At 48.6% G+C, this 25,281-nt stretch carries 19 protein-coding genes and 1 pseudogene; 8 read left to right on the top strand and 12 right to left on the bottom strand.

What is annotated here, in order from left to right:
* Positions 1-449 precede the first annotated feature (449 nt).
* The gene (locus tag C7T94_RS17395) at positions 450-1,889 is read left to right on the top strand and encodes an ammonium transporter (RefSeq protein ID WP_107217028.1); all 1,440 of its coding nucleotides are present in this window, start codon (positions 450-452) and stop codon (positions 1,887-1,889) included.
* Between the two features lie 44 nt (positions 1,890-1,933).
* On the opposite strand, the gene C7T94_RS17400 is transcribed toward C7T94_RS17395, so the two are convergent.
* On the bottom strand, positions 1,934-2,401 hold the full coding sequence (locus C7T94_RS17400; RefSeq protein ID WP_239495059.1) for an SRPBCC family protein: 468 nt from the start codon (positions 2,399-2,401) through the stop codon (positions 1,934-1,936).
* Positions 2,402-2,431: 30 nt separating this feature from the next.
* Positions 2,432-2,866 (bottom strand): annotated as a pseudogene (locus C7T94_RS17405) (TlpA family protein disulfide reductase); the annotation flags it as partial.
* 456 nt (positions 2,867-3,322) lie between these two features.
* On the opposite strand from C7T94_RS17405, the gene C7T94_RS17410 reads away from it, so the two are divergent.
* The 3 genes from C7T94_RS17410 (at position 3,323) to C7T94_RS17420 (ending at position 6,462) form a co-directional block, all read left to right on the top strand.
* On the top strand, positions 3,323-4,705 hold the full coding sequence (locus C7T94_RS17410; RefSeq protein WP_107217030.1) for an ammonium transporter: 1,383 nt from the start codon (positions 3,323-3,325) through the stop codon (positions 4,703-4,705).
* Positions 4,706-4,752: 47 nt separating this feature from the next.
* Complete coding sequence (locus C7T94_RS17415; protein ID WP_107217031.1) at positions 4,753-5,802, top strand: porin; 1,050 nt, start codon at positions 4,753-4,755, stop codon at positions 5,800-5,802.
* Between the two features lie 63 nt (positions 5,803-5,865).
* Positions 5,866-6,462 (top strand): hypothetical protein, encoded by a 597-nt coding sequence (locus tag C7T94_RS17420; protein WP_107217033.1) that lies wholly within the window; start codon positions 5,866-5,868, stop codon positions 6,460-6,462.
* Between the two features lie 5 nt (positions 6,463-6,467).
* Here C7T94_RS17420 and C7T94_RS17425 read toward each other — a convergent pair whose 3' ends face one another.
* On the bottom strand, positions 6,468-6,941 hold the full coding sequence (locus C7T94_RS17425) for a ribonuclease H-like YkuK family protein (RefSeq protein WP_107217035.1): 474 nt from the start codon (positions 6,939-6,941) through the stop codon (positions 6,468-6,470).
* Positions 6,942-7,146: 205 nt separating this feature from the next.
* On the opposite strand from C7T94_RS17425, the gene C7T94_RS17435 reads away from it, so the two are divergent.
* Entirely contained in the window at positions 7,147-9,357 is a 2,211-nt protein-coding gene (locus C7T94_RS17435; protein WP_107217039.1) for a bifunctional alpha,alpha-trehalose-phosphate synthase (UDP-forming)/trehalose-phosphatase, read from the top strand.
* Positions 9,358-9,405: 48 nt separating this feature from the next.
* On the opposite strand, the gene C7T94_RS17440 is transcribed toward C7T94_RS17435, so the two are convergent.
* From C7T94_RS17440 to C7T94_RS17450, 3 genes are all read right to left on the bottom strand, one after another.
* Entirely contained in the window at positions 9,406-10,902 is a 1,497-nt protein-coding gene (locus C7T94_RS17440; RefSeq protein WP_107217041.1) for a catalase, read from the bottom strand.
* Positions 10,903-11,052: 150 nt separating this feature from the next.
* Positions 11,053-12,783, bottom strand: coding sequence for a M56 family metallopeptidase (locus C7T94_RS17445; RefSeq protein WP_107217042.1), 1,731 nt, complete (start codon positions 12,781-12,783; stop codon positions 11,053-11,055).
* On the bottom strand, positions 12,783-13,151 hold the full coding sequence (locus C7T94_RS17450; RefSeq protein WP_107217044.1) for a BlaI/MecI/CopY family transcriptional regulator: 369 nt from the start codon (positions 13,149-13,151) through the stop codon (positions 12,783-12,785). Before C7T94_RS17450 ends, C7T94_RS17445 begins: the two co-directional genes overlap by 1 nt.
* A 222-nt stretch (positions 13,152-13,373) precedes the next feature.
* On the opposite strand from C7T94_RS17450, the gene dprA reads away from it, so the two are divergent.
* Together dprA and C7T94_RS17460 are read left to right on the top strand one after the other, a co-directional pair.
* Positions 13,374-14,456, top strand: a complete 1,083-nt coding sequence (gene dprA, locus C7T94_RS17455; protein ID WP_107217046.1) for a DNA-processing protein DprA — start codon at positions 13,374-13,376, stop codon at positions 14,454-14,456.
* Positions 14,457-14,608: 152 nt separating this feature from the next.
* Positions 14,609-15,970 (top strand): pyridoxal-phosphate dependent enzyme, encoded by a 1,362-nt coding sequence (locus C7T94_RS17460; protein ID WP_107217048.1) that lies wholly within the window; start codon positions 14,609-14,611, stop codon positions 15,968-15,970.
* A 79-nt stretch (positions 15,971-16,049) separates the two neighbouring features.
* Here C7T94_RS17460 and C7T94_RS17465 read toward each other — a convergent pair whose 3' ends face one another.
* From C7T94_RS17465 to C7T94_RS17485, 5 genes are all read right to left on the bottom strand, one after another.
* Complete coding sequence (locus C7T94_RS17465; protein WP_107217050.1) at positions 16,050-16,856, bottom strand: metallophosphoesterase family protein; 807 nt, start codon at positions 16,854-16,856, stop codon at positions 16,050-16,052.
* A gap of 86 nt (positions 16,857-16,942) precedes the next feature.
* Positions 16,943-18,268, bottom strand: a complete 1,326-nt coding sequence (murA, locus tag C7T94_RS17470) for a UDP-N-acetylglucosamine 1-carboxyvinyltransferase (RefSeq protein WP_107217052.1) — start codon at positions 18,266-18,268, stop codon at positions 16,943-16,945.
* A gap of 8 nt (positions 18,269-18,276) precedes the next feature.
* Complete coding sequence (locus tag C7T94_RS17475; protein ID WP_107217054.1) at positions 18,277-18,993, bottom strand: DUF4290 domain-containing protein; 717 nt, start codon at positions 18,991-18,993, stop codon at positions 18,277-18,279.
* 167 nt (positions 18,994-19,160) lie between these two features.
* Positions 19,161-21,443: an ATP-dependent helicase gene (locus C7T94_RS17480; RefSeq protein WP_107217056.1), complete on the bottom strand. Its 2,283-nt coding sequence runs from the start codon at positions 21,441-21,443 to the stop codon at positions 19,161-19,163.
* Positions 21,444-21,507: 64 nt separating this feature from the next.
* Positions 21,508-22,470 carry a GDSL-type esterase/lipase family protein gene (locus C7T94_RS17485; RefSeq protein ID WP_107217058.1) on the bottom strand — a complete coding sequence of 321 codons (963 nt, stop codon included), beginning with the start codon at positions 22,468-22,470 and terminating at the stop codon, positions 21,508-21,510.
* Positions 22,471-22,630: 160 nt separating this feature from the next.
* On the opposite strand from C7T94_RS17485, the gene C7T94_RS17490 reads away from it, so the two are divergent.
* Positions 22,631-24,004, top strand: coding sequence for a dipeptidase (locus tag C7T94_RS17490; protein ID WP_107217060.1), 1,374 nt, complete (start codon positions 22,631-22,633; stop codon positions 24,002-24,004).
* Positions 24,005-24,035: 31 nt separating this feature from the next.
* Here C7T94_RS17490 and C7T94_RS17495 read toward each other — a convergent pair whose 3' ends face one another.
* On the bottom strand, positions 24,036-25,262 hold the full coding sequence (locus tag C7T94_RS17495) for a dicarboxylate/amino acid:cation symporter (protein WP_107217062.1): 1,227 nt from the start codon (positions 25,260-25,262) through the stop codon (positions 24,036-24,038).
* Between the last annotated feature and the right edge of the window lie 19 nt (positions 25,263-25,281).

Here is a 25,281-nt window from a genome sequence, read left to right on the forward strand (position 1 = left end):
TTTAATTTTCTGGCGCCGGTTTCGCGGCACCTGACCCGCCAATCGGGGTTAAGGCTGGGAATTATCCCTTGCCGCAGGCATGATCTGTTCGAGACCTTTGGTTGCGGCATTGCGCATCGTGGTGTTTTAATGTCAGGCCTGGTTTTCAATTTGTATCTGTGATTTCAGCTTTTTTTTGGAGAAATGCGTCTGTAAACTCATTTCTCATTGCCTGATTTGGTATTTTATGGTGTTTTTTCTATTTATTATTGATTTTTTGTCGGTTTTATAGATTGTTTCAGTAATAAATCGATAATTTAATGACGAAATTCCAATTAATATTTAATAAATGCATAAAAATATACATGTTTATGTATTTTTTATGATATTTTTATTCATAATTCAATACATTTGACTTGTTGTAAGTAAGAGTTACATCATTTTGTATTGATTTATAATTGAACAAACATATGAGTACAAGAAAAATTACCTTTAAACAGATTGCGCCTTTTATGGTGTTGGCTGTGGTGTCGGTCATGGCTATTTTTATACCATCGGCGCCCGCGTTCGCTGATTCGGCACAATACAATCCGGCTGATATTGCCTGGATTCTCGTCGCTGCTGCGCTGGTATTCCTCATGACGCCTGGCCTTGCTTTTTTTTATGGTGGCATGGTGCATCGAAAGAACGTATTGTCTACCATGATAAAAAGCGTGGTGGCTGCCGGTGTTGTTAGTGTGATTTGGGTAGTTGTTGGGTTTAGCCTTTGTTTCGGCGACACGATTGGTGGCTTTATCGGAAATCCGACGACATTTCTTTTCTTTAAAGGTGTAGCTTCAGGGGCGCCGGTGCTGCAGGGTGGCGCGCCAATGACCATTCCGCTGCTGTTGTTTTCGGTGTTTCAGCTCATGTTTGCTATCATAACCCCGGGCCTTGTGGTGGGTGCAGTTGCTGAGCGCATCCGCTTCACCTCATATATTCTGTTTACCGTTTTGTTTATCCTGTTCGTTTACGCGCCCTTGGCTCACTGGACCTGGCATCCGCAAGGCTTCCTCTTTAAGATGGGGGCGCTTGACTTTGCAGGTGGTACTGTTGTGCATATCTCTGCAGGTTGTGCGGCCCTGGTAGGCGCGCTGGTTTTGAAAAGGCGCAAGGCGCACCTGGAGCAACGGGAAATTCCGCCTGCCAACATACCTTATGTACTGATCGGAACCGGTTTGCTGTGGTTTGGCTGGTTCGGTTTTAATGGTGGTTCGGCACTTGGTGCAAATGCGCTGTCAGTATCGGCCTTTGCTACAACAAATATCGCTGCCGGCGCAGCCGGTTTGTCCTGGATGTTCTTTGATGTGATACGCGGAAAGAAACCTTCGGTGCTTGGTTTTTGCATTGGTGCGGTTGTCGGACTGGTTGCCATTACACCTGGCGCAGGGTTCGTGGCCATTCCACAAAGCATATTCATTGGTTTCCTGGCAGCAATCGTTTCTAACGGCGTTGCGCACTGGAAAGCGAAATCAACGTTGGATGATACCCTCGATGTGTTCCCTTGTCACGGTGTGGGCGGTATGGTAGGTATGTTGCTGACCGGTGTGTTCGCGACCAAAACCGTTAATGGTGCTGGTGCTGACGGTCTGCTCTTCGGAAATTTCGAATTTTTCTTTACACAGCTCAAAGCGATGCTTATCGCTGTAGGTTATAGCCTGGTCGTTTCGTTTGTTATCTTTAAGATTGTAGGCCTGGTCCAGCCGCTTCGCGTGTCTGATGAGGAAGAGGAGCTGGGACTTGATGAATCTCAGCACAACGAAAAATATACACAAGGCACGTTGATCGTTGCTGGTAAGGAAGTTGTTTATGTGGCCGATAGTACTATCGAAAAGGAATACCTCGAAGCAGGTGCGCTCGAAACCAGATAAGTTTACGTAACGATAAGATAAAGCCTTTCGCCATGCGGAGGGCTTTATTTTTTTATAAAAAGTTCGCTGATCTTGCGGCTGCGGTAGGCGAAGATGTTTTTAACACGTCTGTTTACCATAACGGCATCGGCAAATGCACCGGCTATACTCATGCCGACATCATAGTATAGGGTGTCTTTCATCAATACGCCGTCTTTGTTTTCTTCGAACTGGTGCAGGTGGTGCCAGAATGCAAAGGGCCCGATGCGTTGTTCGTCGATGAAATAGGACTTTTCCTGCATGTGTGTGATCTCGGTTACCCAATTCATCTTGATGTTTAAAACCGGCGCCACTTTATAGGTGATCAGCATGCCGGGGAACATTTTTGTGTGTTCATTGAAGTCTGAAGTGATGATGAACTGCATCTCTGCCGGCGTAATTTTTGCGAGGTTGACCGGCGAGGAAAAAAAGTTCCATACGGTCTCCAGGTCTGCAGGGATCTGCTCTGAAAACTGAAGTTGTTTTAAGCTCAATTTAATGTTTAGGGAAAAACAGGGCTTCTCTTATTTTGTTTTCGCGGCACGCTGCAATTCCTGGTCAATCAGGCTGATCAACTTGTTGAATTCATCCGGAGTATACCCGATTGACTGGTAGATGATCTTGCCTGAACGGTCTATGAGGATGTTCCTGGGTATGGATTGTGTGGCGAACTTGCTGAAAATGCCGCGGTCGGCATCAGGCAGGATAGGGAACGTGAAACCCCGCTGTTTTTTATAGGGATTCAGCTTGTTCCAGTTTTCCTCGCGCCCGAATACGAACAGTGCGAAATCCGGGTTGTCTTTGTGTTTGTTCCAGATGCGGGTCTGCATGTCGGGGAGTTCTGTGTTGCAGGGCGGACACCACGTTGCAAAAAGATTGACCAATACAAGTCTGCCTTTATAATCTGACAATTTTTCTGTTTTGCCCGGAGCGGTATGAAATCCGAAATCGGGAGCAGATTGTCCAACTTTTGTGAGGTGCCGTCGGTCTGAGCCAAAACGGCTGCCGGAATGACCAGGGTTAAAAGGAAAAAGAGAATTTTCATGGTGTTATTCGATCAATCAAAGTTACGGATGATTTTTCGATCTGAACTAGTCTGTTTTTTCTGTTTAAAAACTTGAATCCGATGCGATTTATGTATTTATTCGAGGGATTCTCTGTATTTTTTTAAGATAATACGTGAAAAAGCAATAAAATGGCCGTGATTATTTAAAAATTAATTTTTAAAATTCCATTTAACAAGTGTTTAGCAGGTAATCATATTTAAAAAATTGGATTTTTTAAATGATGTTTTGGTCAATTTTATAAAAATTAAGGTTTTACACATAATAATGATGTATAAAATAATATAGTTTTGATGTTTTGAGTATTTTAGTTGTGTTATAACCATAAAAAACAAACTAAAATTCTTAATTATGAACAAAACGTCTTTAAAATCGCTTTTGCCGTTCAGTATTTTGGCGATCGTAGCGATAATTTCGATTTTTATTCCCGTTTTTCCCAATTTTGATGTTGGTAAATACAATTCAGCAGATATAGCGTGGGTAATTGTCGCAGTTGCGCTTGTGTTTATCATGACCCCGGGCCTGGCTTTTTTTTATGGAGGTATGGTTCACCGGAAGAATGTGATTTCGACGATGATCAAAAGTGTGGTGGCCGCGGGCGTTGTCAGCGTCTTATGGGTTCTTGTCACATTTAGCCTTGCATTTGGCGAAACGGTGAACGGTCTTATTGGTAACCCGACTACTTTCTTGTTCTTTAAGGGGGTCAATTCCGGTGAAGCCTGGAGCCTTGCTCCAACCATCCCGCTTACGCTGTTTGCCTTGTTTCAGCTCATGTTTGCCATCATTACCCCGGGACTTGTTGTCGGTGCCGTAGCCGAGCGGATCCGATTTACCTCGTATATTCTTTTCATTCTGCTTTTCGCAATTTTTGTGTATTCACCGCTGGCACACTGGACCTGGCATCCGGAAGGGATTCTTTTTAAAATGGGGGTGCTTGATTTTGCCGGTGGTACGGTTGTGCATATATCGGCCGGTATGGCGGCACTGGCAGGAGCGCTTGTGTTGAAACGAAGAAACTCACACCTGGAGCGACAGGAGATTCCGCCCGCTAACATTCCGTATGTACTGATTGGCACTGGCCTGTTGTGGTTTGGCTGGTTCGGTTTTAACGGAGGATCTGCATTGGGTGCCAATTCGCTCTCGGTTTCGGCATTTGCTACGACAAACATGGCTGCCGCTGCCGCAGGTCTGTCCTGGATGTTTTTTGATGTGCTTAGGGGCAAAAAACCTTCTGTACTTGGCTTCTGCATTGGTGCCGTTGTGGGTCTGGTAGCCATTACACCGGGCGCAGGTTTTGTGGCCATTCCTCAAAGTATTTTTATTGGTGTTGCTGCTGCGATTGTATCCAACCTGGTCGTTTACTGGAAATCAAAAACCGCCCTCGACGATACGCTCGATGTATTCCCATGTCATGGCGTGGGTGGTATCGTGGGCATGCTGCTCACCGGTGTATTCGCTACGAAAACAGTAAACAGTGCCGGCGCAGATGGCTTGCTGTATGGTAATCCTGCATTTTTCTTTACCCAACTGAAGGGTGTGCTCATCGTGGTGGCTTTCAGCTTTGCGGTTTCGTTCATCATTTTTAAACTGGTTAATCTGATTCAGCCCATTCGCGTAAGCCGGGAAGAAGAGGAAGAAGGCCTGGACGCGAGCCAGCACAATGAAAAGTACATGCAGGGAACGCTCGTCGTGTCTACGCCCTCCGGAGAAGCCGGGCGCCCTGCAGCGCACTAATGGCCTGAACCTGCCATTTTTTTATTTACTCACTCAACCAAACTAAAATGAAAATAAGAAACCTATTACTCTCTTTATTCGTATGTGCAGCAACGAGCGTTTCTGCCCAAGACTCAACCGCTGTAAACCCTCTTGTCATCAGCGGCTCGGTCGATACTTACTTTAAGTATGATTTCTCCAAACGGTCAAATATTCAAACCAGTTTTGCGACCGACCACAACTCCGTTTCGCTCGGTATGGTTAATCTCACCATGAAAAAAAGTGTTGGTAAGGCTTCATTCGTGGGCGATTTGTCGTTCGGTCCGCGGGGACAGGGACAATCCATTCTCAATGCGGCCGAAGCGTACAGCGAAACTTCAGCAAACAGCTTTCATATCCAGAATCTGTATGTCAGTTATGCCTTTACTGATAAATTTTCAATGACAGCAGGCTTCATGGGTACGTTCGTAGGTTATGAGGTCATTTCGCCGGTAGGCAATTTCAATTACTCCACTTCCTATCTTTTCTCGAGCGGTCCTTTTCAAAATGCCGGTATCAAGGCAAATTATTCATTTTCAGACCGGGTCGGCATCATGGTGGGGCTTTTTAACGACTGGAATAAATATCAGGATTTTAATGGTGTTTCAGATTTCGGCGCGCAACTGATGGTCTCGCCTGTTGATGGGTGGACGGCCTATTTAAATGTCATTACAGGTTATCCCTCGGGCACCGAATTTGACCTGACAACCTCCTACCAGATCAGCAACAAGTTCAAACTTGGACTGAATGCGGCAGATTATACCATGCCGGATAAAGCAGGCGGTTTTAGTGGGGCAGCGCTATACCCGCAATATGCGTTTACCGACGCATTTGCACTTGGTTTACGCGGCGAGTACTTTAAGGCAAAAAGCGGAACAGCTATTTATAATGTAGCGGCCGGCTCAGCGGTCACGGCCCTCACACTTTCTGCTAACATTAAAGCGGGTCCCCTGACCCTGATCCCGGAACTGCGTTTCGATAATGGTGAACAGGAGATCTTTTACCGGGGCCGAAACAGCGCTGCATTTGATACGAAACAGGCTTCGCAGTTTTCGCTTGCAGCAGTTTACAGCTTTTAATTTCCATCATTCTGTTCTTGACCATCCGTGCACAACACGGATGGTTTTCTTAAATTTCAGCTTATGTTTTTACGCCTGCAGTTGTGTGGTAAACCAGTTTTCCTGCTGTGTTATCTAGTATGTATCTGTAGTACGCTGGCCGGACAAACGTCTTCGGCAGGCAGGTTTTCAAAAGATGAAAACGACAAGTTTACCTGGTACGAGGTGGTTCATGAGCCGCTTCCGAGCGATACGCTTTTTTCGCGGATGCAGGGGTTTCTGGCGGCTGAGGGCATAAAAGTCCTGCAGTCTGGACAGGAAATGGGCGGGGAAGGCCTGTTTCGGATCAGCAGGAGCGCGCTGGTTTCGGCACATCCGGCTGCACGCATCAGTTTCAGTTTTCACATGGAATGGAAGGAAGGAAAGTACCGGTACTGGTTAACAAATTTTACCAGCACACCATTTAAGCGCAACCGCTACGGGCAGTTCGAACTTCAGCAGGGTATCAGCACACCGCTGGAGGAAGAACCGGGATCACTGAACAGGAAAAACTGGGAGGCGGACCTTAAATCGGTTGAGGGGGCCGCGCGCCGGTTTTCGGTACGCATGCGGCTCGCGATGGCCAGGAGTGCGCCAGCACAGGCTTCGCAGCCGCGCGTGGTGAAAGGCTCTGACTGGTAATCGGTCTAGTGAACCATTTTGTCAGCGCATGCTGAGCTTGCAAAGGCTTCGGGCTTGGCCTTGAAAATAAAGCCCATGCTTAGAATGTATCCCATTGCGTCATTTAAGGCCTTGTTCGATTTGAACATGGGGCTGGTGTTGATGTCTGCATGGACTTCCAGCGCGACATCATAAATATCTAGCAAGTCACAGATTGAATAAGCTGTCTCGATTGATTTCTGCACTTCGGTGAGCATTCTCTCCTTGATGCCAAGACGCTGGGTACTGCGTTCCTGGCGAATGTACATGAAGCCGCCGTGGTGTTCTCTGAGCAAGACGATGACGGTGGCGAAGTCGGTGACCGGCCCCTTAACCTGCGAGTCGGTACCAATGCAGACCTTTAGCTTGTAGCCAGCCCCGGTTTCCCTCAGAATGGCTTTCTCTACTTCGTCGAGTATCGTCGACTGAATGGGTTCGCCGCTAAATTTTTTCCAATTCATAGGTGTTGAATTTGTGCCTGAAGCTTTCCATAAATTTAAGGGTTACCAGGTTAAGCTGATGTTAACCTTTGCCGGCATTTTTACACAGAACACTGGTTATCAACAATTTGTTACAGACTGGCTGACCAAATCAGGTTCAAATTCAAAAAAAACAAAACAATCTTCTTTGCAGGGGCCTTATTTGTTAGAACTGCGGAGAATGTGAATGAGTAAAACTATAATTATATCTAACCGATTACCTATCAAGATCACCGAAGAAAACGGTGAATATCAATTGAGCCGCAGCGAAGGTGGCCTTGCTACCGGCCTGGGCTCTATTTATAAAAACGGGCACAACATCTGGATCGGGTGGCCAGGAATCGAAGTGCCGCCTGAACGCCAGGAAAACGTGCGTGCCCAGTTGGAAGCGCTTAATCTTTTCCCGGTATTTCTTACCCAGGAAGAAATCAACCTGTTTTACGAAGGCTTTTCAAACGAAGTATTGTGGCCTGTGTTTCATTATGCTGTAACTTATGCCAAGTTTGAGCAGGCCTATTGGGACTGTTACCGGCAGGTAAATGGCAAATTCCGGGACGCCGTGACACAGGTGGCAGAAGAAAACGACAGGATATGGGTACATGACTATCAATTGCTGCTGCTCCCCGAAATGATCAGGGTGGAGCGCCCTGCCTGTACAATCGGCTTTTTTCAGCACATCCCTTTTCCGTCTTACGAGATTTTCAGGCTGATTCCCTGGCGCACCGAACTGATCAATGGCGTATTGGGTGCCGATCTGATCGGTTTTCATACCTATGACGACGTGCGGCATTTTATGAGTACGGCAACCCGACTGCTCCCGGTTAACAGCTCAGCCAATATGGTGGTAAAAAAAGACCGCCAGATCCTGGTCGAATCGTTCGCCATGGGTATAGATTTCTCATTGTTTGAGTCGCTGCCGGCAACAGATGCCGTCAGGGAACACGTTGCGGCCTTAAAAGAAAGCATTGGAAACGAACAAAAGATCATCCTGTCCATAGACCGGCTCGATTACAGCAAAGGCATCATCCAGCGCCTGCAGGCTGTAGAGCTGCTGCTGCAGGAACATCCGGAATATGCCGGGCAGTTTTCGCTGTATATGATCGTCGTTCCATCGCGCGATACCGTGCCGCAATACCGTGAGCTGAGGGAACAAATTGACCAATTGGTCGGCAATATCAATGCGCATTACCGTACGCTCAACTGGTCGCCTGTACATTATTATTACCGCTCTTTCCCGATGGATTTCCTGTCGGCATTGTATGCTACCGCAGACATTTGCCTGGTTACACCCATGCGCGACGGGATGAACCTGGTCAGCAAAGAGTATGTCGCATCGCGTACCAGCAACACCGGTGTGCTGATCCTGAGCGAAATGGCCGGCGCATCTAAGGAACTGAACGATGCTTTAATTGTTAACCCCAACAACATCGGTGACATCATGCAGGCTATTGTGACCGGCCTCACCATGCCGGCAGAAGAACAGCAGGCCCGCATGCAGTCGATGCGCGACCTGGTCAAAAAATTCAATATCCACCATTGGGTCAGGCTCTTCATGCAGCGGTTGGCAGAGGCCAAGAAAATGCAGCAAGACCTGCTGACCAAGTATGCCGGCGCAGCCATTCGAACCAACATCACGGGGATGTACCAGCGAAGCGGGGAACGCTGTATTTTTCTGGATTATGATGGCACGCTCATGGGCTTTAGCGGCGACATTGATAAAGTTTCGCCAGACCCTGAGTTATACAGTCTGTTGGAAACATTAACCAGCGACCCGGCAAATCGTGTCGTTATCATTAGCGGCCGGCGCCATGAAACCCTTGAGCAGTGGTTTGGGCATATGAAACTTGATCTCATCGCCGAACATGGTGCCTGGCAAAAGACCGGCGATCATTGGCACAGCCTCCCACTGCTTACACAGCAGTGGAAAAGCGAAATACGTCCGGTACTTGAAACCTATACCGACCGGACGCCGGGCTCGTTCATCGAGGAAAAAAGTTATTCGCTTGTCTGGCATTACCGCAAGGCAGACACCGGACTGGGTGATCTGCGTGCCGGCGAGATTGTTAATCACCTGAAACCTTTGGCGGCAGATAAGGGCCTTCAGGTCATGCCCGGAAACAAGGTGATTGAATTTAAAAACATTGAAGTAAATAAAGGGAAGTCGGCTTCAAACCTGATCCACGACAAAACTTACGATTTTATTCTTGCGCTTGGCGATGACCATACTGACGAGGATATCTTTAAAGCGTTGCCAGCCTCGGCACTTACCATCAAGGTTGGCAGCAATATTTCTGCAGCAAGATTTTATCTCAACGATTTCCGCGAGGTGCGGCGCTTGCTTGCAGACCTTGCCGAACAATCTGAGAAAACAGATGGCGTACGCTTAAAGGCTATTTGATAAAAAGGCGACTGCCAGACAGCAGCCGCTTTATGACAAACTTTTTGATCAGGCGTGCCTGAGGTGCGACATGACCTCATCGATATTGACATTCAGTCCACGTGCAACGCCCATACCCAGTTCGGCATTTGCGCGGAAAAAATGACACAACTGCCTGTTGATGATCTCTTCCCGTTTCGGACCTTCAATTCCACTCATGGCACCTACAATATTCGATACCAGGTTATGCCGGTCATAATCATTCATAGCCTTTGTATACAATAGCCCAGGCTGGGTATAATGGTCGTTGTCTCCGGCGCCGTTGCGATCGAACCAATCGGCCACACCCGTGCCCAGATCCCAGGCCGGCTCTTTGTAGGTCTGGTCAGCGACGATATCATCGAAGCTGTTTGGAAAGTAGTTCGGGCTGTCATCGCCATTTCCGTCTACACGCATGGCGCCATCGCGTTCATAGTTGCTGACCATATACGGACACCTGTTTACAGGGATCTGCTCATAATTTACACCAAGCCGGTAGCGCTGCGCATCAGGATAGGACAACAATCGTCCCTGCAGCATTTTGTCGGGACTGTAGCCGATCCCGTCTATGACATGGGCCGGCGCAAATGCCGACTGTTCGACCTGGGCAAAATAGTTTTTAGGGATCTGGTTCAGCTCGAGTACGCCCACATCGATAAGCGGAAAATCGGCATGGGGCCATACTTTAGTCAGGTCAAACGGGTTGAAAGGAAACTGCTCTGCCTGTTCGGTGGTCATCACCTGGATCTTCATGTCCCATTTTGGGAAGTTTTTGCTGTCAATGGCCTCGATAAGATCCCGTTGTGCAAAGTCCAGGTCTCTGCTCTTCATTTCCGCTGCTTCGCTGTCGGTGAAGTTCTTGATTCCCTGACGTGTCTTGAAATGGAATTTGACCCACACGCGCTCGTTTTCAGCGTTGATCATACTAAAGGTATGTGATCCAAAACCGTCCATGTGGCGGTAGCTGTGAGGCGTTCCGCGGTCGCTCATGAGAATGAGCACCTGGTGCAGACTTTCAGGGTTCAGGCTCCAGAAATCCCACATCATGGTAGGGCTTTTCAGATTGGTGCGCGGGTCGCGTTTTTGGGTATGGATAAAGTCGCTGAATTTTTTTGGGTCTTTTACAAAAAAGACCGGCGTATTGTTGCCAACCAGGTCCCAGTTCCCGTCTTCTGTGTAAAATTTAATGGCGAAACCGCGCGGGTCCCGTTCCGTGTCAGCGCTTCCTTTTTCCCCGCCAACGGTGCTGAAGCGCAGGAAGAGGTTTGTTTCCTTGCCGATCTTGTTAAATATCTTTGCTTTCGTATAGCGGCTAATGTCATGCGTGACAGTAAACTTTCCGAATGCACCTGAGCCCTTTGCATGAACAACCCGTTCGGGAATACGCTCGCGGTTGAAGTGCGCCATCTTCTCATGAAGGACAAAATCCTGCAGCAAGAGGGGGCCCCGCGCGCCTACACTCTGGCTATTTTCATTTTCAGCATAGGGTGTTCCCGATGCGGTGGTCAGTTTTCTTTCGTTGCTCATGACTGTAACTATTTAAATTTCTTTCTGTAAAGATGAAGAACTTGAGTTTCCAGGGCAAACTGTTATTTTCTATGGCAATATAGAGGAAACTGATAGGTCGAAAAAAAAACTCCCGGCTGGCGGGAGTTCTTCTGTTATCGCATGGGCTTATTAATTCTTGCCAGAGTAACCGGTGACGGTTACCGGCTTCAAATCCGACTGGCTGCGCGGACGAACGGCTTTCGCCGGTTTCGCACCGGGTCCGCCCGCACCATGACCGACTATAACCACTTCTTTTAGAGTAGATTGGCTGCGCGCCGGTTGGTCTGCGCTGGCCTTTTCAACCTGCGCCGTATTATTTGCGGCCTCGCGACGGGCCTTGGCCTCGGCCGGCGTGATGGTGATGGAATATCTAGGTGCCTGGTCTTGCGAGGCTATGGTTTTTGCACGAAATTCCGGATCGGTCAACTGACCGGCATCAACTTTGGCCGCATCAAAATCTACGCTTTTTGGTGGGGCAGGAGCCGCAGGAGGTGGGGGTGGAAGCGGTTTACTTTTCGATTCCGGGCCTGCTTTGGGTGCAGGAAAGCGCACTGTACGCCCTTGCGCTGCCGATTTTGGCTCAGCGGGTGGCGGTGGCGGAAAACGCATTTTGCTTTTTGCCGGAGGTGCCGGAGCGGGTGGAGGGGCAACAGGGTAGCCAAGTACCCGGGCGTTTTCACCGCTGATGACTACGGCGCCATATTGTCCTTTGTCGCCAAATCGCCTGGTCGCCTCGGCAGCACTCAGTGTCTGGACTTGCGAAGCATTTATGACACCCCCGGTCTCGCCAGTCTTGAGCGGTTTGCCGTTCAGAACGATTAACCGCTTATCTGTCGGGTGAGGTTTCCCATCAGCTCCTTTAACATAGTTAATGAAAAAATTCTTTCGCCCGGGTTGATTAGGTCCGGATAACCGAATTGTTTTCACCGTGTCCTGCGACATCATGCGGATCTTCATGGGCTCGGCAGGTGCGAGGTCGACTTTTTTGTAGCCCGCGTTCGTGAATGCCGTCGTCGAGACGACAAGCAGGGACAGGCCGATGGGTACGGCAAGCAGGTACCGGAAGCGGGCGCTGCCGCTGCTCTGTTTTTTGTTTAACATGTTGATTCTCCTTTTTAATATTGATTGATTGAATATGTGATTGGTGAGTTGAAAATCAGGAAGCCCGTACGTGCTTTTTATCAGGAAAAGGGCATAGTCGTATCGCTTGTCTGAAGGAGCAGTCCTTTCATCGGCCTCAAATTCATGCAGCAGCCTCATGTCGCGGCACAGGAGGTAGACACAGGGATTGAACCAACAGGCAATCCTGACACATTCAAAAAATACCACATCATAACTATGTTTTCGCCTGATGTGTACCAGTTCATGCCTGATGATGGTTTCGCGGTTCGGGGCCTGGGCCGATATAAATAAGGTATTGAAAAATGAAAACCCGGGATGTTTCGTGTCGTCCAGCTCCACAATCCGGACGCCTTTCCGGTAGCAATTGCGCTTGTTTCTACCCAGCTGAGCGATCTTGTAAAGGGAAAGGATCAGTTTTACGGCGAAAAGGCATAGACCTGCCATGTACACGAGCCAGAGGGCCTGACCCGACCAACCGTCATACCATCCATTTTCGGTGCTGGCTGCGGCAACCGGGGCATCCAAAATCATGTAGGTCGCAACGTCCTGCTGACCGCTGAGTAAAGCCGGTAACCTCCCTGCCTGAAAGAAGGGCAGAACAAAAGAAAACATGACTGTTGATAGCAGGTACAACCGGTTGAGGCTGTAAAATGTCTGCCCGTGCAGGGCCAGTCGGTAAAAACCGTAAAACGCGCTGATATAGAGATTCACCTCCAGCAAATAGGTCAGGGCTTCCATCAGCGTGTGTTTTTAAGTTGTTCAGCGAGACGAATCAGCTCATCCAGTTCTCCCGGATTGAGGTTTTTTTCCTTTACCAGGAAGGACACAAGGCTTTCGTACGAGTTTTCGAAGTAGTTGTTCATGACTTTATCGAAAGCAAAGTGTTTGTACTTGGCCTCGCTCACCACCGGAAAATAGATGTGCGTATTGCCGATTGCTTTGTGGTCTACAAACCCTTTCCCTTCCAATACCCTGACCACTGTTGATACGGTATTGTAAGCAGGTTTTGGTTCAGGCATGCGTTCCAGGATATCCTTAACAAGCGCTTCGCCCATTTCCCATAAAATAAGCATGACCTGCTCCTCTGCTTTCGTTAGTTCTTTCATGAATTTGTGATGTTTTACTAAAGGTATTACTATTTTTATAGTTTGCAAACTATTTTTATAGTTATTCAATTTTTTTTTAGCTGGGATTGGGACGTGACTGCTTGATTTGTTGACTAATTTGAAAGAAAGCATAGGAAATATTCTTTAAATAAATATTAATTTAATTATTATTATTTAATTTGTATATTGGTTTTTAAATTTCGTTAATAGTTAATTTGATGTATGTTACACCAGTTGGCTTTAGGTTTTACTCCTTATATCGGGCCGGTCAGCACGAAAGCACTGATCAGGCACTGCGGTACTGCAGAGGCAGTCTTTCGTGCTTCTTCAGGGCAGTTGCTTGGCATTCCGGGTATACACCAAAGAATTGTGTCTGGTTTGAAAGATCCGGTCATCATGAAGCGCGCAGAAGAAGAGCTTAAATTCATCGAGCGGCACCAGGTCGAGGTGTTGTTCTATGGAGACCGTGACTACCCGGGGCGGCTCATGAACTGCTGCGATGCGCCGCCTTTACTCTATTACAAAGGCACAGCCGATCTGAATGCCCCCAGGCTGGTCGCCATTGTAGGAACGCGCAAAATGACCAGTTATGGTCAGCGGTTGTGTGAGCAACTGGTCGCCGATCTTGGCGGCTACGGTGTCGTCACCATCAGCGGGCTGGCGTACGGAGTAGATGCGGCCGTGCACCGCACCAGTGTATTGCAGGGTATTCCAACCGTAGGCGTGCTGGGGCACGGCCTTGATACGCTTTATCCCAGAAGCCATCTTGATCTTTCAAGGAAAATGGCATGTGCCGGGGGGCTGCTTACTGAGTTTCCAACGGGTACGCTTCCAGACCGGAGCAATTTTCCCATGAGAAACCGGATCATTGCCGGCATGGCAGATGCTGTTGTTGTCGTCGAGGCTTCCAAAAAAGGCGGGGCACTGATCACAGCAGATCTGGCTAACTCTTACAGCCGAGATGTGTTTGCTTTTCCCGGCCGTGCCTCTGATGAGTTTTCTGAGGGTTGTAATTTCCTGATCAAAAGCAACAGGGCAGCACTGATCAGCAGCGCAGCAGATCTCATCCAAGCGCTGAACTGGGGCAGCAAGGAGCAGGTCTGCGCCACGCAAATCAGCCTGCCGCTGGCTTTAACCGACGAAGAACGCCTTGTAACCGAATGCCTCAGCGAAGGTCCGCTATCTGTCGATGCCCTGTGCTGCCACCTGAATATGCCGCAGAGCCGGCTTTCGGTGCTGTTGCTCAATCTCGAACTACAGGGGATCCTGATTGCACTGCCTGGAAAAAGCTACAGGCTGGCCTGATCCCTTCCGAGCGCAGGCAAATTATTAGTATATATGATCTACGTTATTACTAGTTATTAGTATAAAATTTTCACTCAGTGCCGTAGACAAAATAAAATTCTGAACTGAAAGTTATTCTTAGAATACTTGCATAGATTGCCTAATTTTGTAAGATGTGGTACAGCAATATTCTTGAAACCATTGGCAATACGCCACTGGTTAAACTAAACACGATTACCAAGGGCGTGCCTGGCACCATCCTGGCTAAAATTGAAACGACCAATCCGGGCAATTCGATCAAGGACCGCATGGCCGTTAAGATGATCGAAGATGCTGAAAAGAGCGGTAAGCTCAAACCGGGCGGCACCATAATAGAAGGAACCTCTGGCAATACCGGAATGGGCCTGGCAATGGCGGCGATCATTAAGGGTTACAAGTGCATCTTTACCACAACAGATAAACAATCAAAAGAAAAAGTCGATGCCTTACGGGCCTTTGGTGCAGAAGTAATCGTTTGCCCCACTAATGTTGAGCCCGAAGACCCACGGTCGTACTATTCGGTCTCGTCTCGGCTGGAACGCGAAGTACCCAACTCCTGGAAGCCGAATCAATATGACAACCTTGCAAATTCTCAGGCACACTACGAACAGACCGGTCCGGAAATATGGGAACAAACCGAAGGCAAAATCACACACCTGGTTGTAGGTGTGGGAACTGGCGGTACCATTTCTGGCACCGGGAAGTACCTGAAAGAAAAAAATCCGGGTATTCAAATCTGGGGTATTGACACGTATGGTTCTGTTTTTAAGAAATACAAGGAAACAGGCATATTTGATAAAAACGAGATTTACCCCTATATCACCGAAGGCATTGGAGAAGATTTTTTACCCGCCAATGTTAACTTCGACGTGATCGACTTGTTTGAAAAAGTGACTGATAAAGATGCAGCCCTGACCACCCGCGACATTGCCCGCAAAGAAGGAATTTTTATCGGCAATTCTGCCGGCGCTGCAGTAGCCGGTTTGCTGCAGCTCAAACACCTGCTGAAACCGGAAGACGTTGTCGTTGTTATCTTTCACGACCATGGCAGCCGTTATATGGGCAAAATGTACAACGAAGACTGGCTGCGCGAACGTGGTTTTCTCAAAGATGAAAAGCTGACGGCAAAAACTATTCTTCAGAAAAAAGAGCAGAAAGAAATCATTACGATCGATTCTGAAAAATCGGTTTTTGAAGCGATCAATACCATGAAATCGCTGAATATCTCGCAGATCCCGGTAACACAGCAGGGCATGGTTGTGGGCAAAATTGCCGAGAGCGATATCCTCAACGCGTTGCTGGAACGGCCCGGACTTAAATCGGCTCCAATCCATGAAATCATGACCGCAGGATTCCCGTTCGTCGACCTGAACACATCGATCGACAAGATTTCGGCACTCATTAATAAAGAAAATGCGGCGGTGCTCGTGGAGGACGAAGCCGGAGAAATCGAAATTATAACGCAGTACGACATCATTAATGCCATATCAGCGTGATCTGAACACGAAATAGCCGGAGGGGAATGCCTCCGGCTATTTTACTTTTATACGGGTGGTTGACTGCTGAATAGTCTTTTTACCTGATCTCCGCCGCAGCCAGCGCTTTTGCCGGGTTCATGATCCAGGTGCGTACGGTGTCGTCTTGAAGCAGTTCGACAATCCGGAATCCCTTGTAGTTTGTTCCCCAGTCGCCCCCAAAGTGTGCATCAAATACGAATTTGAGGTTATCCCGCGTTTTTATGCCTTCTTCGTCATGGTCATGACCGTTAAAAATGCAGCGCAGGTTGGGATAACGGGAAAGCAGTTCTAAAAAATCCGGACAGTTAATCCCGTGCACGGTGAGCTTAGCAGGATTAATGTGTACAAATACAAAAAGATTTTTTTTGCTCCTGTGCTGTTCCAGCTTTTCTGCAAACCAGGTCAGATCCGGGCAAATGTATTCGCCTTTCTCATTTGAGGTTGTCCCGACTATGAACGCTGTATCGCCGATCACAAAATCGTAGTTGACCGGCATGCCCCAGACATCGTTCCATTCTGCAGCATTTACATGGTCGTGATTTCCCTGGCTTACATACATTTTTGGCCGGAGTCCTGATAGTGCTTTCTTTACCGCTGGATAAAGGTTCTTGTCGTTGTGGATAATGTCTCCATTGATGAGACAAAATGCGAAAGGCGTTTTTTTATGCGCAGCGTTAATATGCGAGACAATGTCGGCGAAGTTTTGCTCAAAGGGAGTTCCTGGCTGGCCGTAGTGCCCGTCTGAGGCAACGGCAAAACGCAGTTTAACCTTTTGCCCGGAATGACCATAAGCACGCAGCACATCGCCGTTTGCAAGCAGCAGAATGGCCGGCAAGGTAATTCCGAGAAATTCTTTTCGTTTCATGAAGAGGATAGTTTTCCTAAAAATAGGGTTTCTCCTGTAAACAAAAAAGGAAGCCTGTGAAGCTTCCTTTTTATGATCAGGCCATTCTAATGTCCCGGACCGGCGGCGTCTACCCGTCTGATCTTGGCTCCCAGCGCCCGCAGGCGGGTGTCAATATCCTGGTAGCCACGCTCGATCTGTTCAATGTTAAATATGGTTGATTTGCCTTCGGCCGACAGGGCTGCAATAAGCAGCGATACGCCCGCCCGGATATCGGGCGAGGTCATGCTGATGCCGCGCAGCTTATATTTTTTATCAATCCCGTTCACGGTTGCACGGTGCGGGTCGCAAAGTATGATCTGTGCGCCCATATCAATCAGCTTGTCGACAAAAAATAAGCGGCTTTCAAACATTTTCTGGTGTATCAGTACCGAACCGCGGGCTTGTGTGGCAACGACCAGCACAATGCTCAGCAGGTCGGGCGTAAAGCCGGGCCAGGGCGCATCGGCGATGGTCAGGATCGACCCGTCAATAAACGTATCGATGACGTAATTTTTTTGAGAGGGGATGTAAATATCGTCGCCGCGCAGTTCGAACTGGATGCCCAGGCGTTTGAAAACGTTTGGTATGACGCCCAGTTCGTTGTAGCAGACATTTTTAATTGTTATTTCGGACTCTGTCATGGCGGCCAGGCCGATAAAAGACCCGATCTCGATCATGTCTGGCAGCATGCGGTGTTCGGTTCCGCCAAGCTTAGTTACTCCTTCAATGGTTAACAGGTTTGAACCAATGCCAGAGATCTTTGCACCCATCCGGTTCAGCATTTTGCAAAGCTGCTGCAAATAAGGCTCGCAGGCCGCATTGTAAATGGTTGTTGTGCCTTTTGCCAGCACAGCGGCCATCACGATATTGGCTGTTCCGGTCACTGAAGCTTCATCAAGTAGAATGTAGGTGCCTTTTAAGTTGGTGGCATCGACATTGAAAAATTCCTCTTTTGTGTCGTAAACAAATTTGGCGCCCAGTTTCTCAAAGCCGAGAAAATGGGTGTCCAGTCGCCGGCGACCGATCTTATCGCCCCCCGGTTTGGGAATGGCTGCTTTGCCAAACCGCGCCAGCAAGGGCCCGACAATCATGATCGAGCCGCGCAGGCCGCCGCCTTTTGCTTTGAACGTTTCAGACTGGAAAAAATTCAGGTCAATGTTTCGTGCCTCGAAGCTGTAGGTATCTTTCGATATGCGTTCAACAACAACGCCGAGGTCGCCGAGGAGTTCGATCAGTTTATTGACGTCCTTAATATCGGGGATGTTGCTGATGGTTACTTTCTCTGCGGTCAGCAAAACAGCCGAGATGATCTGCAGCGCTTCGTTTTTCGCGCCTTGCGGGGTAATCTCGCCTTTAAGCTTTACACCGCCGGTAATTTCAAATGCATTCATGCTGAGGCCTAGTGTCTTTGTTTATTGTTGTTATTATTATTGTTGTTGTTGTTGTTACTGCGCTGGCGGTTCTGGTTGTTGTTTTGCCGGTTCTTGTTGTTGCCGTTATTCTGGTTGTTGTTCTGGCGGCGGTTTTGATTCTGGTTGTTGTTGTTTTGGCGCGGATTAACCGGTCTGAATTCCACTTTATTCAGATTCACATTTTCCTGCAGCTGCAGGTTGCCTCCAGAAAGGTCGTGCAGGTCTTTCAGGATGGTTTCATCAGATACATTGTCCTTGTTCCAGGTTACATAAGCCATTTTCATAAAATTGGCAATGCTCTGAACCATCGCTGCCTTGCGCTCCGGATCGTCAATTTCCCTGGCGCGTTCGATCAGGGTTTCGACTGTTTTGCCATAATGCTTATAAGTGATGCGCTGCTGCGGGTAACCTATGTGGTCCGGCCTGATGTTTTCATTTTCGGGCAGGGGCTTGGGGTACGGACTGTCTACATCGATCTTGTAACCGGAAATGATATGCAGGTGATCCCAAAGTTTGTGTTTGAAATCGGCCACATCCCGAAGATGCGGATTTAAAAATCCCATCAGGTCGATAACTGCCTGGGCGTATCTATTGCGTTCTTCTATGGTGGGAAGTTCGCAAATATATTTCACCATGTTTTGAACGTTGCGGCCATACTCAGATAATATCAGGTGGCTGCGCGTGGTATTGTAATCGAAATTCATTGTTTATGTGCAGACAGCACGAAACTGCCTTAATTTTAAGGGTAAGTAATTTTGCTGCTGATAATTTCTTGAGAAAAGACAGCGATACCGGCGGGAATTGCCGGCTGCTTCAACTGATCAGCCAGACAAATATAACAACTTACCGGCAGCGAACAAATCAGCGAGGGCTAATCTTTTTTGATCATCAGTTTGGCAAACTTCAGCAGCAGCTGTTTGTTGCCCAGCCCCGGGAAAAACACCGTTGCCTTCACGTCTGGCAGGCTTCCTTCCAGGTTAATGATCTTCCCGAATCCGAATTTCTCGTGCTCAACTTCCATGCCGGTCTGGAAAGCAGATGGCTGGTCGGGGGCAAAACCTGGAGTAGGAATGTGCGCCTTTGGCAGAATCGACGTGGTTTTGGGTGCGGTGGCAGATTTGGGTTTGCTGAAAACTTCGCGCTGCGGCGAAGAAGTCCAGGTGCGGCGTTCATCATCAAAATTCCCTTCAAGCAGGCTGCTTTTTGCAGGCTTCATGTCCAGCTCCAGGTACCGGGGATTGATCTCATTGATGAAGCGGCTTGGCTCGCAGGTGGTCAACGTGCCCCAGCGGTATCTTGATGTTGCATAGGTCAGCGTCAGCTTTTTCTCGGCACGCGTAATGGCAACGTAAAACAGGCGGCGTTCTTCTTCCAGGTCGGTCCGTGAGCTGAGCGACAGCTGCGAAGGGAAAAGGTTTTCTTCGAGTCCGACCACAAATACGTTTTTAAATTCTAGCCCTTTTGCCGAGTGGATCGTCATAAGCGATACGGTGTCGCGGTTCTTGTCTTTTTCGTTGTCGTCGTTGGTTAGGAGGGCGACATCCTGCATGAAGACAGCCAGGCCCTTGTCTTCGATATCTTCGCGTTCGGCAAATTCCTTGATGCCGTTCAGCAGCTCCTGGATATTCTCGTAACGTGCGCGCCCTTCAATGCTGTCGTCGTTATAGAGTTCTTTCAGAATGCCGGTATGCTGGGCTATATAAAGGGCTGTTTCGTAGGCATCATTCTTTTTTGCTTCGGCCTGGAAACTCTGGATCAGGGTAGCAAAATCTTTGAGTGGTGCGGCCACCCGGCCTTCCAGGTACATGTGCGGGTGACAGATCACCTCCCACATGGTCTTGTCATGCTGGTCTGCGGCCACAACAATCCGGTCTACCGAGGTGTCGCCAATTCCCCGCTTGGGATAATTGATCACCCTTTTCAGGGCCTCCTCATCACTCGGGTTAAATGTAAGCCTGAAATAGGCAATCAGGTCCTTGATCTCCTTACGCTGATAGAAGGAAAGACCGCCGTAAATCTTGTAAGGAACATTGAGTTTACGCAGGGCCTCCTCCATGGCCCTGGACTGGGCGTTGGTGCGGTAAAGTATGGCGAAATCGTGAAATAGCAAGCCCTTCAGGCTGCGTTCCTGAACAATGGCCTCGGCAACAAGTTTGCCTTCCTCATTGTCGGTAAAGGCCCGCTGCACTTTGATCCTGTCTCCGGGTTCGTTGTCTGAAAAAACGTTCTTTTCGAGCTGGTTCTTGTTGTTTGCAATGATGCTGTTGGCCACCTCAACAATGTTCTGGGTGGAGCGGTAATTCTGCTCAAGTTTATACACCTTGAGATCCGGATAGTCGCGCTCGAAATTCAGGATATTCTGGATGTTTGCACCTCGGAAAGCATAGATACTCTGGGCATCATCGCCCACCACACAGATGTTCTGGTATGCTGCCGCCAGTTTTTTAACGATGGTGTATTGTGAAAAGTTCGTATCCTGGTACTCATCAACCATCAGGTACCGGAATTTTTGCTGGTACTTGTTCAGTACATCGGGGTGGTTTTTCAGCAGCACATTCGTCTTGAAAAGCAAGTCGTCAAAATCCATTGCCCCGGCCTTGAAACAACGTTTGGTGTAGGTTTCATAGATCTGACCGAGCATGGGGCGTTTGTTCGAGGCGTCTTCGGCCTGGATCTGGTCATTGTTTATATACTCTGAAACCGATATCAGGTTGTTCTTTGCAGAAGAAATGCGGTTGTAAACAAAGTTTGCATTGTACAGTTTATCATCCAGCTGCATTTCTTTCAGGATGGCGCGGATTAAGCTTTTGCTGTCGTCGGTATCGTATATCGTAAAGTTAGAAGGGTAGCCGATCTTGTCGGCTTCTACACGAAGAATCTTTGCAAATACAGAGTGGAAGGTGCCCATCCAGATGTTTTTGGCCTCGGCGCCTACAACTTTGGTGATTCGCTCGCGCATCTCTTTCGCTGCCTTGTTCGTAAAGGTCAGTACAAGGATGTTGAACGGATCGGTCCCTGTACGGATCAGGTGCGCTACCCGGTAGGTAATTACACGCGTTTTACCCGATCCCGCACCTGCAACGATCATAACCGGCCCGATCGTATTTTCTACTGCTGCCCTCTGTTGTGGATTAAGTCCTTCTAGGTAATTCAAAATGCAAAAAAATTGGACTGCAAAATTACGAAAATAAGGCCTAAACCCGGCGATTTGTGTAAAACTAATGCACGACAATGAATTTTTTTACAGCCTGGTGCACACCTGATTCTGTGGTGACCCGAAAAATATAAACGGCCGGCTGCAGCGTACTTACATTGACTTCAAGGGTGTGTTTGCCGTTGTTCAGGTATTCGTTCAGAACGGTGCGTACCACACGGCCATGCAGGTCATAAATGCGGATCAAAACTTTGTCGGCTTCTGGCAGGACCAGGTCGATCCGCGTGATGTCGTTTGCGGGGTTCGGATAATTCTGTGTAACCGTAAAGGCCAGGAAACGCTCAGAAATGGCCCGGTTAATGGCATCGAAAATGATAAAACTGATGAGCCGGTACCCGCGTGCGTTTGGGTGGATGGCATCCTGGTACAGGGAAAAATCGCGGCGCAGCACAATATTGATATCGGCCAGGTAAATTTTGTATTCCCTGGCCAGGTTGCGGTAAGCGGTATTCAGGGTACGTACGTGTACGTTGACCCGCGCATTGAAGCCGCTGTTGCGGTCGTCGAAATTCTGCAGCGTTCCGATTACCGGTACCAGCCCTGCACGCAGGCAGCGTTCAATGATCTGCCGCATGTTCGCGATGGTCTCGGCTGTCGTTCCCCTGCCGCCGGCAATTTGCAGGGCATCGTTAGCACCCATCATAATGAATATAAAACCGGTGCGGTTGGCAATGGCCTGGTCCAGGCGCGCCAGGCCCTGAGCGGTCGTTTGTCCGCTGATCCCCTCATTGGTAATGTTGATGCTCTTGCCTGCGTAACACCGCAAAAAATGCTGTTCCAGGTAAGATTGAAAGTTAAACCCGTTAATACCCTGCACTGTACTGGCGCCGAAGGTTACCACATTGATGCTGTCTTTTGCGTAAAACTGTGCAGCTTCAGGACAGCTTGCCGGAGTGGTTTGAGCGGCGGCATAAAAAGAAGACAACAGGGAAAGAATAATGCTTAGCGTTAAAACTTTAATCGTCATCTTCAGCCGGTATCTTTTGCTCTTTCTGAGGTATCTGCAAAGATATCAGAATATTTTATTTTTAACAGGCAGGCAGCAGACTGTGCAAAAATGTCTTTTATGATCGCTGCCTTTCATCCCTTGCCCGGCAAAACCTATATTTGTCCAAAACAGAATTGTTATGCAAGCAATTAAAAAATATATCGAAGACAACAAGCAGCGATTCCTGGATGAGCTGTTTGAACTGCTTCGTTTTCAATCGGTCAGTGCTGACCCCAAATACAAGGCAGAGGTGCTTAAAACCGCCGACTATGTGGCTCAGAAACTTCGCGAGGCCGGCGCCGATCAGGTAGAGATCTGTGAAACTGCGGGTTATCCGATCGTGTATGGAGAAAAGATCATTGACCCTGCATTGCCTACGGTCCTGATTTACGGCCATTATGATGTGCAGCCGCCCGATCCGCTCGAACTGTGGCATACGCCGCCGTTTGAGCCGACCGTTCGTGACGGCAAGATCTATGCCCGCGGTGCCTGCGATGATAAAGGACAGTTTTACATGCATGTAAAAGCATTCGAACTGATGATGCAGACAGGAACGCTGGCCTGCAACGTTAAATTTATGATCGAAGGCGAGGAAGAGGTTGGGTCTGCCAACCTGGGAATTTTTGTCAGGGCGAACCAGGAACGTTTAAAAGCAGATGTGGTACTCATTTCTGATACATCGATGATCAGTATGGAGCATCCCTCGATCGAAACAGGCCTTCGTGGCCTGGCTTACCTTGAAGTGGAGGTTACCGGGCCGAATCGAGACCTGCATTCGGGTGTGTACGGCGGTGCGGTAGCCAACCCGATCACCATGTTGTGCAAAATGATCGCCAGTCTGCATGATGAGGAAAACCACATCACCATTCCTGAATTTTACGATAAGGTGGCTGAGCTTTCGCAAGACGAGCGCGATGCGCTGAATGCAGCGCCTTACGATGAAGAGGAATACAAGAAAGACCTGGACATTGCCGAGGTCTGGGGAGAGCAAGGGTATTCGACGCTTGAGCGTACCGGTACACGCCCTACACTGGAAGTAAACGGAATCTGGGGCGGTTATATTGGCGAAGGGGCCAAAACCGTTCTGCCGTCAAAGGCCTACGCCAAGATATCGATGCGCCTGGTTCCGCACCAGAGTTCAGAAGAAATTACGGCAATCTTTACACGTCATTTTGAAAGCATTGCGCCTGCCGGCGTCACGGTACAGGTCAGGCCGCACCATGGCGGGGAGCCGGTCGTAACGCCTACAGACAGCATCGCCTACCGCGCAGCTGAGAAAGCAATTGAAACAGCCTTTGGAAAACAAGCGATCCCTACCCGCGGTGGCGGCAGCATTCCGATTGTGGCGCTTTTTGAAGAGGTGCTCGGGATCAAAACGGTGCTGCTCGGCTTTGGCCTGGACAGCGATGCGCTCCATTCGCCGAACGAAAAGTACGACATATTCAACTATTACAAGGGCATTGAAACCCTGCCGCTTTTTCACCGGTACTACGCCGAACTTAGCGCACAATAGACCAGATCCCCTTCAAAACGAAGGGGATTTTTTATGCCGCTTCTTTGACGTCCATCCAGTTTTTTCCTTCAGAGAAGCGTGCCACCAACATGGCCGCAACTGTATCGCCGGTCGAGTTGAGCAGCGTGGCAAGCGGATCTACAAGTGTGCCGATGATCATGGCCGGTGGAAGGGCTTCCGGCGGAAAGCCGTAGGCAGAGATGAACAGCAATTCGCCGACATAACCGCCATTGGGAATCCCGCCCTCCACAATACTCACCAACACGGTCATACCCAGCGCCAGTAGAATGGCGTCAGCACTGTTGAAATCACGACCAAAAAGGGCAAAGACCACGGCCATTTTGACAATGGAAGAAATGCTGGAGCCATCTTTATGCAGGGTTGCACCCAGCGGAATGGTTACATTGGTGATGTAATCAGGTACACCGATTTTTTTTGCGGCATTCAGGTTGGCCGGAATGTTGGCAATGCTGCTGCAGGTGCCAATTGCAGTAGCCGATGGAATGATGTTGTTAGCCCAGTAGCGTTTAAAGCCGCGTATGCCGCCTGCCACAAATGCGTAAACGCTGAACAGGGCGAAAAAATAAAAAATACCGAAGCCGTAATACAGGCCGAGCGATTTGGCGTAGGCGCCGAATAGCTGCGGTCCGAAAACGCCAACCTGGTAGGCAAAATAGGCACCCAGCCCGATCGGGCCCAATTTCATGATCAGGATAAATACGTGTTTGAAGACTTCGTTCCCCTCGTTCAGAAACCTGACAAAACCACTTGCCTTTTCGCGCGCGCGCAGCGTGGCAAAACCGATCAGAACGGAGAAAATAATCATGGCCAGCATACTCCGGCGGGATAACAACTGGTAAAACTCATCAGTTGTGAACAGTTGGGTAAGCTGATCTGCCAGCGGTTTGTCTTCGATCTTTTCAGTTATTTTAAGCGCCTGCAGCTGCTCGTGGATGGGGAAAAGCCTGACGGCCATAATGGTCAAAAAGGCCGAAATCAACACCGTAGCCAGGAACACGATGACCATAATGCCCATCATACGGCTCAGCTTGTTTGTCTTGCTGATGCCTGCAATTGCTGAAGCCACAGAAAAGAATACCAGCGGAATAACGGCAGTAAAAAGCAGGTTCAGGAAGATGTCTCCAATGGGTTTCAGCGCCACCACATCCTTGCCAAAGACAAGGCCGGCTATACTTCCCAGTATGATACCGCCCAGCAGGAGGATGATACCGCTATAATTCTTGTAGAAGTTATTCATAGCCGAAGATAAGAAAAGA

The sequence above is a fragment of the Pedobacter yulinensis genome (assembly GCF_003029735.1).
GTDB lineage: Bacteria > Bacteroidota > Bacteroidia > Sphingobacteriales > Sphingobacteriaceae > Pedobacter > Pedobacter yulinensis.

Bases quoted from the DNA above. Each gene is read 5' to 3' on its own strand.
- C7T94_RS17395 (WP_107217028.1), top strand. From the start codon at position 450: ATGAGTACAAGAAAAATTACCTTTAAACAGATTGCGCCTTTTATGGTG.
- C7T94_RS17410 (WP_107217030.1), top strand. From the start codon at position 3,323: ATGAACAAAACGTCTTTAAAATCGCTTTTGCCGTTCAGTATTTTGGCG.
- C7T94_RS17415 (WP_107217031.1), top strand. From the start codon at position 4,753: ATGAAAATAAGAAACCTATTACTCTCTTTATTCGTATGTGCAGCAACG.
- C7T94_RS17420 (WP_107217033.1), top strand. From the start codon at position 5,866: ATGTTTTTACGCCTGCAGTTGTGTGGTAAACCAGTTTTCCTGCTGTGT.
- C7T94_RS17425 (WP_107217035.1), bottom strand. From the start codon at position 6,941: ATGAATTGGAAAAAATTTAGCGGCGAACCCATTCAGTCGACGATACTC.
- C7T94_RS17435 (WP_107217039.1), top strand. From the start codon at position 7,147: ATGAGTAAAACTATAATTATATCTAACCGATTACCTATCAAGATCACC.
- C7T94_RS17440 (WP_107217041.1), bottom strand. From the start codon at position 10,902: ATGAGCAACGAAAGAAAACTGACCACCGCATCGGGAACACCCTATGCT.
- C7T94_RS17445 (WP_107217042.1), bottom strand. From the start codon at position 12,783: ATGGAAGCCCTGACCTATTTGCTGGAGGTGAATCTCTATATCAGCGCG.
- C7T94_RS17450 (WP_107217044.1), bottom strand. From the start codon at position 13,151: ATGAAAGAACTAACGAAAGCAGAGGAGCAGGTCATGCTTATTTTATGG.
- dprA (WP_107217046.1), top strand. From the start codon at position 13,374: ATGTTACACCAGTTGGCTTTAGGTTTTACTCCTTATATCGGGCCGGTC.
- C7T94_RS17460 (WP_107217048.1), top strand. From the start codon at position 14,609: ATGTGGTACAGCAATATTCTTGAAACCATTGGCAATACGCCACTGGTT.
- C7T94_RS17465 (WP_107217050.1), bottom strand. From the start codon at position 16,856: ATGAAACGAAAAGAATTTCTCGGAATTACCTTGCCGGCCATTCTGCTG.
- murA (WP_107217052.1), bottom strand. From the start codon at position 18,268: ATGAATGCATTTGAAATTACCGGCGGTGTAAAGCTTAAAGGCGAGATT.
- C7T94_RS17475 (WP_107217054.1), bottom strand. From the start codon at position 18,993: ATGAATTTCGATTACAATACCACGCGCAGCCACCTGATATTATCTGAG.
- C7T94_RS17485 (WP_107217058.1), bottom strand. From the start codon at position 22,470: ATGACGATTAAAGTTTTAACGCTAAGCATTATTCTTTCCCTGTTGTCT.
- C7T94_RS17490 (WP_107217060.1), top strand. From the start codon at position 22,631: ATGCAAGCAATTAAAAAATATATCGAAGACAACAAGCAGCGATTCCTG.
- C7T94_RS17495 (WP_107217062.1), bottom strand. From the start codon at position 25,262: ATGAATAACTTCTACAAGAATTATAGCGGTATCATCCTCCTGCTGGGC.